A 12,136-nucleotide genomic window follows, 5' to 3' on the forward strand; every position below is an offset into this window, starting at 1 on the left:
AATCATATGATAGTGTTATGCAAGCAGTGTTCCATTATTACTGCTGCTGACTCAACAAATATAATGCAGTTAGCCTCGGCTTACCAGTAAATAGCAACAAGCTCTATTGTTTACCGCTATAAATAACGCAGAGCGCCCTAAGGCGCTCTGCGATTTGTGACTCAATTAACCCGCCAAAACGGTATTACAAATAATCACGAATTAAGTGCTCAGCAATTTGAATACTATTGGTGGCAGCACCTTTGCGAATATTATCTGCCACAACCCACAAGTTTATGCCATTTTCATGGGTAATATCTTGCCGTATACGCCCAACAAACACCTCATCTTTGCCTGTTGCGTTACTCACCTGCGTTGGAAAATCAGCGTTATTTTCAAATAACACCACGCCTGGGGCATTCGCTAAGAGCACTTTAACTTGCTCAACGGTAATCGGCATCCGCGTTTCTATGTGGACCGCCTCAGCGTGACCAAAAAACACCGGCACACGTACCGCTGTTGCATTAACACCAATGCTGTTATCACCCAGAATTTTTTGCGTTTCCCAATGCATTTTCATTTCTTCTTTGGTGTAACCGTTATCCATGAACACATCAATTTGCGGGATCACGTTAAAAGCGATCTGCCGAGCGAAATGGCCCCCTTCTTCTAAAGGCCGACCATTCAATAACTGCGCCGTTTCCTGGGCTAAGGCTTCAACTGCCGCTTGGCCAGCACCGCTTACCGATTGATAAGTCGCCACATTAATACGGCTGATCCCCACGGCATCATGAATGGGCTTTAAAGCGACCAACATTTGGATCGTAGAGCAGTTTGGGTTAGCAATAATATTACGATTACGATAATCTGCAATGGCTTCTGGGTTAACTTCGGGCACTACTAACGGAATATCCGCTTCGTATCGATAGTGTGAGGTGTTATCAATCACCACACAGCCTGCATCTGCGGCTTTTGGAGCATAAATAGCTGACACGCTACCACCGGCTGAAAACAAACCAATTTGAGCTTGACTCCAGTCAAAAGTATCCGCATCTAACACGGTAATTTTTTTGCCTTTAAAGGTAACAGTGCCACCGGCAGAGCGGCTGCTAGCCAAGGGAAATAGCTGGGCAACAGGGAAATCGCGCTGCTCTAATATTTCAATTAAATGTTGGCCTACCAAGCCCGTCGCGCCTAAGACTGCGACATTATATTGTGACGCCATCTGATGCATCCTCTTAAATCTGACTATTAAAGCCCAATTGGCCAAACCAGGCCGGTACGGCCTGACCGACAAGCTGCAGCGCGCTGTATTCGCGCCGTGCGGGATATGACTTTCTTAGCCAGTCAAACCCATGTTGTTGCAGGTGTTGCCGCAATAAAGCGTCATCACGCCGCACATCATATAACATTCTTGCGACACTTTGGACATCCGGAAGCCCAAAATTAGCAGAAATTTGTAATTTTTCTACTGCAGGCCGAGGTAACAAGGCCGCTAATGCGATTTCTGGCGTGACTCCCAGTAACTCACAACAGCGTTGATACAGCATTTCAGTGCCGCGCGCTTTACCTTCAACACTGTGACCAGCAATATGCGCGGTTGCGATATCACAGTAAGGCAATAACGCTTGTAGGATATCAGGTTCTTGCTCCCATACATCGAGGACTAAAGGGCGACGATGCTGTTGCTGCGCCGCTAATAACGCTTGGTTATCAATAACCCCGCCGCGAGAGGCGTTAATCAAGGCACACTGCGGTTTTAAACTGGCTAGCGTGGCATCATTAAACAGGTGCCACGTAGCATTGGGCCCTTGTTTTTGCATGGGGGTATGCAGGCTAACAATATCGGCTTGCTGACAGAGTGTTGTAAAGTCGGTGTGTGGAAAATCCGGCTCTTGCGCTGCACGTATTGGGTCACAAAGTAAAACTGGGATCCCTAAAGCATTTAACGCCCGCGCTAAGCGCCCACCGATATTGCCTACGCCAACAATACCCACCGTTTTATCGGTTAACTGCCATTGATAACGCTCGGCTAAACACCAAATACTGCTGAGCACATATTCCACTACCGACTGTGCATTACAACCCGGCGCAGCACTAAACATAATATTTTGACGCTGTAAGTAAGCCTGATCAATATGATCTGTGCCAATCGTCGCGGTACCCACAAAACGCAACTGCTGATTGTCGGCGAGTAGCATAGGCCCTACTGGCGTGACTGAACGCACTAACAAAATATCTGCCTGACTCAGTTGTGCAGCCGTGACCTTGCGCCCATCAAAGGTTGTGACCTCGCCTAACTGCGAAAAAAACTCATGCACTAACGGCATATTTTCATCAGCATAAATCTGCATTCATCGGCACTCCACTGGTTTTAACGTTAAGTGTAACAAAATTACACAGCTAACAAAGCAAAAGGCGCCATCAAGGCGCCTTTTAAATCAACCTATTAGCTTATTTTGCGTCGTTATAACGCTGTAACACTAAGGTTGCATTCGTGCCACCGAAACCAAAACTGTTCGACATCACCGTATTTAATACTGCATCTCGTGTTTCAGTCACGATATCTAAACCTTTGGCCGCATCATCTAATTCACCAATGTTGATCGATGGGGCAATAAAGTTATGCTGTAGCATCAGCATAGAATAGATAGCTTCGTGCACACCGGCAGCGCCTAAAGCATGGCCTGTCATGGCTTTAGTAGCACTGATAGCAGGCGTTTTACCGGCAAAGACTTCTTGGATCGCCCCTAACTCTTTGACATCACCGACTGGAGTACTGGTGCCGTGAGTATTCACATAATCAATGGGTGCGCTAACATCTTGCATCGCCATCTGCATACAACGAACGGCGCCTTCACCACTTGGGGCAACCATGTCATAGCCATCTGAAGTGGCACCATAGCCGACGATTTCAGCATATATGGTCGCGCCACGCGCTAGCGCATGTTCTAATTCTTCAACCACCACAATACCGCCGCCGCCGCTGATCACAAAACCATCACGGTTAGCATCATAGGTGCGCGACGCAAATTCTGGCGTATCATTGTAACGAGAAGATAAAGCGCCCATGGCATCGAATTCCATCGCCAGTGTCCAATGCACTTCTTCACCACCTCCGGCAAACACGATATCTTGTTTACCCAGTTGGATCAGCTCCATGGCATGGCCAATACAGTGCGCGCTGGTAGCACAAGCTGAACTGATGGAATAGTTAACGCCTTTAATTTTAAATGGCGTAGCTAAACAGGCTGAACAGGTACTCGACATGGTTTTAGGGACAGCATAAGGGCCAACACGCTTAACGCCTTTTTCACGTAATATATCCGCCGCTTCAACCTGTGTTTTAGAAGAAGCTCCGCCAGAGCCGACGACTAAGCCAACGCGTGGATCTGAGATTTGCTCTAAACTTAAACCAGCATCTTCCATCGCTTCTTGCATGGCAATGTAAGAATATGCTGCAGCATCGCCCATAAAACGCATCGCTTTGCGGTCAATCAGGGTGGCAGGATCCAACTTAATGTCGCCCCACACTTGTGAGCGTAATCCCAGTGTAGCAAACTCTTCCGCCCGGCTAATGCCAGACTTGCCCGCTTTTAACGCGGCTAATACTTCTGCTTTATTGTTACCAATACTGGATACAATACCTAAACCGGTGATTACGGCTCTTTTCATTCTGTCTCCTAGACCTATTTATTTAGGCTCATTAAAAATTTGCGTCTTATTCTACGGCTTTTCCGCAAAAAACTGGTCTGCTTTCAGCGAACAGTTGTACTCTGTTTACAATTTTGCTTGAGCCTGAGGTAAACTACAAGTTGAATTTTCTGCACAGGCTCCAGCATGCAACCTTTATCCAACGCTCGCATTCATTTTAATCAGCAAGGCGCCCCCGTTGCCAGCGACTTCGAAGATATCTATTTTTCAGATGAAGGCGGCCTTGGCGAAACAGATTACGTGTTTTTACAGCAAAATGGCTTACCCGAACGCTGGTTACAACAGAGTAAAACGTATTTTCATGTGCTGGAAACAGGTTTTGGTACGGGTGCCAATTTTTTAGTTTGTTGGCAACGTTTTCAGCAATTTCGAGCCCAAAATCCAAGTGCACCCTGTCAGCGTTTATATTTTAGTAGCGTGGAGAAATTTCCGATCAGTGCCACCGATCTGCAAAAGGCACTGGCTTGTCATCACGAGTTAGCCGAATTTAGCCAAGCATTATTAAAAGCTTATCCGCCTGCGGTAGCAGGATGTCATCGCTTAGTGTTTGCTGAGGGCCAGGTTATTTTGGATTTATGGCTAGGTGACGCTAATGATTTATTACCCCAATTCCCGACAGACCACCAGGTTGATGCCATTTTCTTAGATGGTTTTGCGCCCTCAAAAAACCCTGAAATGTGGCAAGTCAGCTTATTTGAGCAACTCTTTCGGTTAGCCGCTCCTGAATGCACACTGGCCACCTTTACCTGTGCGGGTATTGTAAAACGCGGCTTACAACAAGCGGGCTTTCAGATTAAAAAAGTTAAAGGCTATGGCCGTAAACGCGAAATGCTCACCGCTACTGTACCGACAGAACGCCAGCTAGAAAAAGCCCACAGCATAAGCCAGCGAGCGGCTGCCATTAGTCATATCACCATTATTGGTGGCGGTTTGGCAGCACTTTGCAGCGCAGCCGCTTTACTAAAGCGCGGTATCAAGGTGCAATTACTTTGTGCGGATGCGGATGTGGCACAGCGCGCCTCGCACAATCGACAAGGCGCGCTTTATCCCAACTTAACAGTACAACCAACGGTCGCCTCGTTGCTGCACTGCCACGCCTTTCATTATGCCAAACAGTTTTATCAGCATTATCATGCACTGGGATTAGACTTTCCGTTACAGTTTTGCGGCATGCTACATCTCGCTACCACAACGCATTTAGCGACGCGCCAGCAAAAGATGGCCGCGAAGGCGAGCTGGCCAAATGACCTGGTCAATTTTGTCGATGCCGCAAAGGCATCCACCTTAGCCGGCATTGCCTTGCAGCACAGCGGCATATTCTTGCCAACAGCTGGCTGGCTGGGCCCTCAAGCATTTTGCCAAGCAATGCTAGCTCATTTGCAGCAACAACAGGGGTTTGAAGTGCGATTTAATTGCGATGTCACCGCTTTACACCCCTTAGCAACAGGCTGGCAAATCGAAACGGCAGACCATACTTTTAACGCCCAGCATTTGCTGGTGGCAACCGGTGCCGATATTGGTCAGCTCGCACCACTGGCCGCATTACCTGTTAATCGTGTCCGGGGGCAAGTGAGTCATGTTCAGGCACCAGAGATCAGTCAGTTACGCACTGTGATCTGTCATAAAGGCTATCTCACGCCGGCTTGGCAAGGCGAGCACAGTGTCGGCGCAACCTTTGACCGTGATGGTCAGATCGCTCAAACAACCACAGAAGATGATCAGCAAAACATTGCCGAGTTACAACAGCAACTGGGGCAACCCGCTTGGAGTTCGGCCATAACGGCCATTTCAGCAAAGGCAGCCTTTCGCGCTACCGTACCTGATCGTTTACCTATAGTCGGTCAGATGGCGGCGCTGAAAAACCTATGGGTGATGACAGGTTTAGGGGCTCGAGGCTTATTATACGCACCGCTACTGGCAGAATTACTCGCCTGTCAGTTGGCGGCAGAACCGCTACCGCAGGGCAGCGATGCGATAGCACAGCTGGCTGCTAATCGCTTTAATAAAGGCTAGTGTTGCAAGATAAAGCAAGTAAAGACGCTTAAGTTCAGCTTGGCCTAGGCGTCTGTGCATTATCAAAAAAATACTCGCAATAGCCTGTTCGCGCTAGTTAAACCCAGCCGCGCAGCAGGTACCTCTGGAAATACTTCGTCGCCAGTAGTAGTCAAAGCAGCGGAAACTTTGCTAAGGTTAATCAAGCTATTACTGATTAAACAAGGAAGCCTTATGCGAAGTTGGATTGTCACCCTAGGTTTGCTGCTCAGCGTCAGCGCAGGGCAATTAGCCGCTGCACCGGCTTTTCAGCAGATACCGCTGCCAAATGATGCACAAGAAATGGCCCGTCTAGAAACAAAGATGCCGGCGGTATTGCATTATTTTAGCCAACAAACTCAGCAAGACTTGTTACTGTTTTATATCACCGCTTTAGGCGAGCCTAATCAGCAAAAAACCTTAGCAACGCAAAAGCAATTGTATTTCTTTCGCGAACAGCAGCAGATCCGCGTGGTAATTGCCGAGCGTAATGGCTGGCGTGAAGTGTCTGTGATGGTTCAGGGCCGCTAGGCCCTGCTTAAGGTTTTGCCATTTGTAACACGACACGACGGTTAACCGCTCGGCCTAATGAGGTTTCATTCGCGGCCACATGCCGACGCTCACCGAAACCTTCGATTTGTACTTTATCTTCAGTAACCCCAGCAGCAATAAAGAATGCTTTAATCTTTTCAGCTCGCTGCACCGACAATTGTTCGTTCATCCAACGTCCGCCATAGCTGTCGGTATAGCCTTGTAACTCTATCGATTCGATTTCACTATCGTACTTAAGATATTCCGCTATCTGGGTTAAACGTCGACGAGATTCTCGGCTGAGTTGATCGCCGCCACTCTCATAACTAAGTACCGTAAAGGCAATATCATCAAAGCTGTAAGGTAATAATGCTGCGATACAATGACTAAAGGCTTGGTATTGTGCAGGAAACTGCACTGGGTTTAACGCGGCCACCACTTTATCGTAAGGGCTGTACCAATCGGCGTAGTAAAACGTTGGGCTAAACCCCTGCTCTAACTCAGTGAGTAAGGTCCAAGCCACTTTTTTAGGCAGATCACCGTTAAATTGCTTTAACAGCTTCATACTGGCCACCGCTTTGGTTTTTTCACCCGCACGCCATTGCGGTGGTACCGACATCACTTCGGCGAGATCGTAATTATCTGGCAGGCGCAACATGCTAAGTTCAAAATCCATATTCAACGCTTTACCGGCTTGGCTACGAAAAATCGCTTTACCAAAATTGGGGATCTCATGCTCTAGCTGACACTGCAATGGCGTATTTTTACTTAATAACCAACTAGACTGCTCAATGCTGGCAGAATATTGACGCCATTGTGTTGACGCCGCCACACAGGTGAGTGCAGTCAAACTCAAGCTAGTACAAAAAACATAGGCTAAAGCACGCATAGGCTTAGTTTAATCCCTTTAATTTATCGTTTAATCACAGCAAAAGACGCATCTGCAGCATAACGTCAAACCGCGCCCTTTGAAAAACTAAGCAAGCATTGTGCCTAACACAAGACCTAAGCCGTATTTTTTGGCATAATAGCGCCATCTTTGGTAATTGACCTATCTGTGAACGCAACGATGCCCGCTCAAACCTCTTCCTTATTGGCTCGCCGTTTTCGCGGTTACTACCCTGTAGTTATCGACATCGAAACGGCTGGCTTTAATGCTCAAACCGATGCCATGCTAGAAATCGCCGTAAATTTACTGACAATGGATGAAACAGGCCAACTGCTCCCGGGCGAAACGCTGCATTTTCATGTTGAGCCGTTTGAAGGCGCAAACCTTGATGCCAGCTCGTTAGCCTTTAATGGTATTGACCCTTTTAATCCGCTACGTGGCGCGGTTCATGAACGCGAAGCCATTGGTGAGATCTGTAAAGCGGTACGCAAAGCCCAGAAAGCCGCGGGCTGCCAGCGCTCAGTTATCGTGGCGCACAACTCAGCCTTTGACCAAGGCTTTTTTAATGCCGCGATAAACCGGCTAAATTATAAACGCTCGCCGTTTCATGCTTTTGTCTCTTTTGATACCACCAGTTTAGCCGCGCTGGCGTTAGGCCAAACCGTATTAGCCAAAGCCTGTGCTCAAGCAGGCATAGCCTTTGATGCGAAAGAGGCTCATAGCGCACTATATGACACCGAACGCACCGCAGAATTATTTTGCTATATCGTCAATCGCTGGCAACAACTCGGTGGCTGGCCACTGGCTGACGCCTTAGCTGAAGAATCAACCGATGCTGAGAGTGAGGCCTTAACTGCGCCAACGGACGAAACCTAGGATTAAAGAGTAAAAATGCAGAAGGATGTAACAAAAACAGGTTATTAGCTACATCGCGAATAACATTGAAGCGGCCAACGAGGCCGCTTCGCATGCGGGCAATTATTCAGCGCTGGTTTCTTTTTGGCGCGCTGCCGCGTCCTTAATTAACGGCTGTAATTCAGCACGTTGAAACATTTCTAATATGATATCGCAACCACCCACTAATTCACCTTCTACCCATAACTGTGGGAAAGTTGGCCAATTGGCGTATTTTGGTAATTCCGCCCGAATGTCCGGGTGCTGCAGAATGTCCACAAAAGCAAATTGCTCACCGCAAGCTATCAGCGCTTGTGACGCCTGGGCAGAAAAACCACAGCTTGGGAATTTTGGTGATCCTTTCATAAATAACAGGATCGGGTTTTCAGCGATTTGCTGTTTGATTTTATCTAGCGTTTCCATAGTGTCCTCACGGTTTAACATGACTGTGTCAATATTTTACCCTGTATTAGGCCGCCAAGCACTTGAGTTTTTCAGAAAGAACCCAATATCTGCTAAACAGATAATAATGTCCCGGCAGCAGCCGAGTGGCAAAGCCCAATCGCTCAACGAATAAACTTGAGTATTTTAGTCAGGTTTTGTAGTCTAAGCGATGCAGACACATTTAACAACGTGAACGGAGAGCAACAATGGCCTTTGAATTACCAGCATTACCTTATGCGAAAGATGCGTTAGCCCCACATATTTCTGCGGAAACTTTGGAATATCACTACGGCAAGCATCACAATACTTACGTCGTAAAATTAAATGGTTTAGTTGAAGGCACACCATATGCCACTCAATCGCTAGAAGAAATCATTCGTTCAAGTGAAGGCGGCGTATTTAACAACGCAGCCCAAGTTTGGAACCACACTTTCTATTGGCATTGCTTAGCACCAAATGCAGGCGGCCAACCAAGCGGCGCGTTAGCTGATGCCATTAATGCAAAATGGGGTTCATTTGATGCTTTTAAAGCGGCATTCAACGACAAAGCCGTGAACAACTTCGGTTCAAGCTGGACTTGGTTAGTGAAAAAGGCTGATGGTAGTTTAGATATCGTCAACACCAGCAATGCTGGCACGCCAATCCAAGATGAAGCAGTCACGCCGATCATCACTGTCGATCTGTGGGAACACGCTTACTATATCGATTACCGCAATGCACGCCCAACTTACTTAGACGCCTTCTGGGCCCTAGCTAACTGGAGCTTCGCTGCAGAAAACTTCGCTAAATAATTTTTAAGCAGTTTTTCGCTCAATACCCAGCTTCGGCTGGGTATTTTTTTGGTTTGTATTTTGATTTCATCAAACTGCCGTCTTGTAGCCCACAAAGCTAGATTTACACGTATCAATCCAGTCGCGTTACTAGAATAGGGTTGCTCAACACTCAGGCTTTAAAAAGTGTCACTTGGTTACGTCCATTTTGTTTGGATTGATATAAGGCTTTGTCTGCGGTTTCAATCCACTGTAGACAATTTTGGATGGTTACATCTCGTTCCACCAAACCGAAACTCATCGTCACTTTAATCAGCTGCTGATTATACATAATGTCGAGTTGTTCAATCTTTCGACGCACTCGTTCGGCTAAATATTGCGCCTGATCGGCGGTGGTATCGAGCAGTAAAATTGCAAATTCTTCACCGCCGTAACGCCCGGCAATATCGGTTGTCCGCAAACTTTTACGAATCACATCGGACACCTTTTGGATAACTAAGTCACCAGCGGCATGCCCGAAGGTATCATTCACTTTTTTAAAATGATCGATATCACACATAATTAAACTGCTGTGGTGTTGCGGATAACGCTGCAAACGATCAAACTCCAGTTTTAAGTGCTCTTCCCAATTACCGCGATTACGTATCTGCGTTAGGTAATCGGTACTGGATAACTCACGAAGTTGCTGATTAGTTTGCTGTAACGCTAATTTGTTAATTGCGGCATCGGTCACATCGTAAATCATAAAACACAGATGGCTAACCTCGCCGCGACTATCGGTGATTGGAAATATCGTGCTGTTTTGATACATGTAATCAGCGTTGCCAGTAATGGGACGATAATTATTAAAACGAAAAATATATGGACGTTGTTCCCAAATGGTAAAGGCGCGATTTTTTAACAGAAACACCGGATCGCACTTACGTCTTAGCCAGTCTTCATCAATTTCCGGAAACAAATCAAACAAATAATGTTCACGCACTTGACGTGGCGTTAGGCCGCTATGGTTTTCCATAAAACCGTTCCACAGTTGGATCCGATAATCTACATTAACAATCACCAACCCAACATCCACAGTTTGTAACATGTCCATCAGCCAATGAATATCTGCTATGCCAGCACTTTGCTCTGTCATAACGCATCATCCATTAAAAAAGCGAGTTTATAATTCAAGGTTTTCAAACTATCCTCAGTAAACAGCAGTAATAAATCACAATTAATATTAAAATTTTCAATGCCGTAACTTAATTCTATTGTTAGGGTGGTTTTCCAACGCTTTGAATTCGCTTTAATTAACTCATTAATCGCGGCGTGTTGGCCCAGCACCACCGGGTGCCCTTGGCTAAAAGTAATATCAATTTGCTCTGCAATGCCTTTAAGAACAGCACCAATTAAGATATTCGCAATATCCATCAATAGCTCTAATTCGACAGTGCTATTCATTTCGCCATGATAATTCAGCAAACGGGCAATATCAGCAAAACTCGAGTCAGTCAGAATTAACAACGCCTCACCAGCCACACCACTCCCGATAAACCCTTGGCAAATAGCCGAATTTTCACTGTTCGGATCAATCGACGCTAATGCCATCGTCAACTCACTGACTTCAATCACATTAACATTTGGGATTGGTAAATTAACAAACACATTCAGCAAACGCGCCAGTAAATCCCCCGCTTGGCCCATGGCGACATTGGCAACTTCTTTCATCACATCGCGCAATTCATCATTCAGTTGTAATGTATCGGCAAGTTTTGGTGCAACGCGTGTTTTAGGTGTAGTCAATAACGCCGCATCGTTAATCGGTAAAAAAGCCGATAACTCAACAGCACTTATAGGTTTTTTTAAAAATGCCTTCGCACCTAAGGCCATTACCCGTTCGTGCGCCTCAGGCTGCACATCACCAGAGATCACAATAACCTGCACTGGTAATTGCAATTGATTTAGCTCAGTTAGCACCTGATAGCCATCCATTACCGGCATATTTAAATCAAGCAACAACCAATCAATCGACTGTTTCTTTAAGGTGCTAAGCGCATCAGCGCCGTGTCCGGCAAAATAAATGTTGGGTTGCCAATCCTGTGGTAAGATTCTAGCCAATTGCTTTCGAGCCAGATTAGAATCATCACAAATCAAAATTGCAGGCGTCATAACTTTCTCGCATTGCAGCAGTTAGTCTTATCATAACGCTGATTAACCATTGGAGCAGCAAAATGTTTTTAAAAACCGTGAATAGAAATAATCTACTAATAGCACTTTGCCTTACTTTTGGCAGTTTTTCAATTCAAGCCATCGACATCACCGAAAAGCTCCCAGCGCGGGTGAGCGCCGTAAAAGCCGGTGATCAACAAGTTATATTATTAGGTAAGCCGTTAATTACGGGTAAAAAAGCGCCTGACTTTAAAGTAGTCGATAACAACTTTAAAAAAGTCACCCTAGATGATTTCAAAGGTAAAACACTGATGATCAGTGTAGTACCCAGTATTGATACCGGTGTTTGCTCATTACAAACCAAGCGTTTTAATGAAGAAGTAGCTAAATTACCGGAAAACGTCGTGCTACTAACCATCAGTGCTGATCTGCCTTTTGCCCAAAAACGTTTTTGCCAACAAGAACAAGTAGAAGCGATGGCGGTGCTATCCGATGCGGTGTGGCGTGATTTTGGTAGTAACTATGGTTTGCTAATTAAAGATATGGGCTTGTTAACACGCGCTATTATTTTAATCGACAATAAAGGCATAGTGGCTTATCAACAATTAGTGCCAGAACTGGCCCAAGAGCCCGATTATGCAGCGGCACTGGCGGCGTTGCAGCAGCTTACGGCGTCTTAACGTTGCGCTAACCAAGGGATTAAAAATAAAAAAAACCGGCATAGCCGGTTTTT

At 46.1% G+C, this 12,136-nt stretch carries 12 protein-coding genes; 5 read left to right on the plus strand and 7 right to left on the minus strand.

Translation table 11 applies throughout. The features are described from left to right. Positions 1-184: 184 nt before the first annotated feature. The 3 genes from ORJ01_RS03095 to fabB form a co-directional block, all read right to left on the minus strand. Positions 185-1,204 carry an aspartate-semialdehyde dehydrogenase gene (locus ORJ01_RS03095; RefSeq protein WP_226749774.1) on the minus strand — a complete coding sequence of 340 codons (1,020 nt, stop codon included), beginning with the start codon at positions 1,202-1,204 and terminating at the stop codon, positions 185-187. Between the two features lie 13 nt (positions 1,205-1,217). Beyond that, positions 1,218-2,333, minus strand: a complete 1,116-nt coding sequence (locus ORJ01_RS03100; RefSeq protein ID WP_306176929.1) for a 4-phosphoerythronate dehydrogenase — start codon at positions 2,331-2,333, stop codon at positions 1,218-1,220. A 100-nt stretch (positions 2,334-2,433) separates the two neighbouring features. After that, entirely contained in the window at positions 2,434-3,654 is a 1,221-nt protein-coding gene (gene fabB, locus ORJ01_RS03105; RefSeq protein ID WP_306176930.1) for a beta-ketoacyl-ACP synthase I, read from the minus strand. A 165-nt stretch (positions 3,655-3,819) separates the two neighbouring features. Here fabB and mnmC point away from each other — a divergent pair, with 165 nt between their 5' ends. Together mnmC and ORJ01_RS03115 are read left to right on the plus strand one after the other, a co-directional pair. Continuing rightward, positions 3,820-5,706 (plus strand): bifunctional tRNA (5-methylaminomethyl-2-thiouridine)(34)-methyltransferase MnmD/FAD-dependent 5-carboxymethylaminomethyl-2-thiouridine(34) oxidoreductase MnmC, encoded by a 1,887-nt coding sequence (mnmC, locus tag ORJ01_RS03110; RefSeq protein ID WP_306176931.1) that lies wholly within the window; start codon positions 3,820-3,822, stop codon positions 5,704-5,706. A gap of 213 nt (positions 5,707-5,919) precedes the next feature. Continuing rightward, entirely contained in the window at positions 5,920-6,255 is a 336-nt protein-coding gene (locus tag ORJ01_RS03115) for a hypothetical protein (RefSeq protein ID WP_229585528.1), read from the plus strand. A gap of 7 nt (positions 6,256-6,262) precedes the next feature. On the opposite strand, the gene ORJ01_RS03120 is transcribed toward ORJ01_RS03115, so the two are convergent. Beyond that, entirely contained in the window at positions 6,263-7,144 is an 882-nt protein-coding gene (locus ORJ01_RS03120) for an OmpA family protein (RefSeq protein WP_226749769.1), read from the minus strand. A gap of 180 nt (positions 7,145-7,324) precedes the next feature. On the opposite strand from ORJ01_RS03120, the gene rnt reads away from it, so the two are divergent. Next, a complete protein-coding gene (gene rnt / locus ORJ01_RS03125) occupies positions 7,325-8,020 on the plus strand; it encodes a ribonuclease T (protein ID WP_306177522.1) in 696 nt (231 codons plus the stop codon). Positions 8,021-8,122: 102 nt separating this feature from the next. Here rnt and ORJ01_RS03130 read toward each other — a convergent pair whose 3' ends face one another. Next, the gene (locus ORJ01_RS03130; RefSeq protein WP_226749959.1) at positions 8,123-8,461 is read right to left on the minus strand and encodes a Grx4 family monothiol glutaredoxin; all 339 of its coding nucleotides are present in this window, start codon (positions 8,459-8,461) and stop codon (positions 8,123-8,125) included. 227 nt (positions 8,462-8,688) lie between these two features. Here ORJ01_RS03130 and sodB point away from each other — a divergent pair, with 227 nt between their 5' ends. Further along, positions 8,689-9,273: a superoxide dismutase [Fe] gene (gene sodB / locus ORJ01_RS03135; RefSeq protein ID WP_306176933.1), complete on the plus strand. Its 585-nt coding sequence runs from the start codon at positions 8,689-8,691 to the stop codon at positions 9,271-9,273. Between the two features lie 151 nt (positions 9,274-9,424). Here the strand turns inward: sodB and ORJ01_RS03140 are convergent, their stop codons facing one another. Both ORJ01_RS03140 and ORJ01_RS03145 read right to left on the minus strand, forming a co-directional pair. Further along, entirely contained in the window at positions 9,425-10,387 is a 963-nt protein-coding gene (locus ORJ01_RS03140; RefSeq protein ID WP_306176934.1) for a diguanylate cyclase, read from the minus strand. After that, positions 10,384-11,403: a response regulator gene (locus ORJ01_RS03145; RefSeq protein WP_306176935.1), complete on the minus strand. Its 1,020-nt coding sequence runs from the start codon at positions 11,401-11,403 to the stop codon at positions 10,384-10,386. The genes ORJ01_RS03140 and ORJ01_RS03145 overlap by 4 nt, the downstream gene beginning before the upstream one ends. A 62-nt stretch (positions 11,404-11,465) precedes the next feature. Here ORJ01_RS03145 and tpx point away from each other — a divergent pair, with 62 nt between their 5' ends. Continuing rightward, complete coding sequence (gene tpx, locus ORJ01_RS03150; RefSeq protein WP_306176936.1) at positions 11,466-12,083, plus strand: thiol peroxidase; 618 nt, start codon at positions 11,466-11,468, stop codon at positions 12,081-12,083. Positions 12,084-12,136: the final 53 nt, after the last annotated feature.

Source organism: Alishewanella sp. SMS8, assembly GCF_030737935.1.
GTDB lineage: Bacteria > Pseudomonadota > Gammaproteobacteria > Enterobacterales > Alteromonadaceae > Alishewanella > Alishewanella maricola.

What these genes read in the sequence shown, in the direction of transcription:
- ORJ01_RS03095 (WP_226749774.1), bottom strand. Translation starts at nt 1,204, where the DNA reads ATGGCGTCACAATATAATGTCGCAGTCTTAGGCGCGACGGGCTTGGTA.
- ORJ01_RS03100 (WP_306176929.1), bottom strand. Translation starts at nt 2,333, where the DNA reads ATGCAGATTTATGCTGATGAAAATATGCCGTTAGTGCATGAGTTTTTT.
- fabB (WP_306176930.1), bottom strand. Translation starts at nt 3,654, where the DNA reads ATGAAAAGAGCCGTAATCACCGGTTTAGGTATTGTATCCAGTATTGGT.
- mnmC (WP_306176931.1), top strand. Translation starts at nt 3,820, where the DNA reads ATGCAACCTTTATCCAACGCTCGCATTCATTTTAATCAGCAAGGCGCC.
- ORJ01_RS03115 (WP_229585528.1), top strand. Translation starts at nt 5,920, where the DNA reads ATGCGAAGTTGGATTGTCACCCTAGGTTTGCTGCTCAGCGTCAGCGCA.
- ORJ01_RS03120 (WP_226749769.1), bottom strand. Translation starts at nt 7,144, where the DNA reads ATGCGTGCTTTAGCCTATGTTTTTTGTACTAGCTTGAGTTTGACTGCA.
- rnt (WP_306177522.1), top strand. Translation starts at nt 7,325, where the DNA reads ATGCCCGCTCAAACCTCTTCCTTATTGGCTCGCCGTTTTCGCGGTTAC.
- ORJ01_RS03130 (WP_226749959.1), bottom strand. Translation starts at nt 8,461, where the DNA reads ATGGAAACGCTAGATAAAATCAAACAGCAAATCGCTGAAAACCCGATC.
- sodB (WP_306176933.1), top strand. Translation starts at nt 8,689, where the DNA reads ATGGCCTTTGAATTACCAGCATTACCTTATGCGAAAGATGCGTTAGCC.
- ORJ01_RS03140 (WP_306176934.1), bottom strand. Translation starts at nt 10,387, where the DNA reads ATGACAGAGCAAAGTGCTGGCATAGCAGATATTCATTGGCTGATGGAC.
- ORJ01_RS03145 (WP_306176935.1), bottom strand. Translation starts at nt 11,403, where the DNA reads ATGACGCCTGCAATTTTGATTTGTGATGATTCTAATCTGGCTCGAAAG.
- tpx (WP_306176936.1), top strand. Translation starts at nt 11,466, where the DNA reads ATGTTTTTAAAAACCGTGAATAGAAATAATCTACTAATAGCACTTTGC.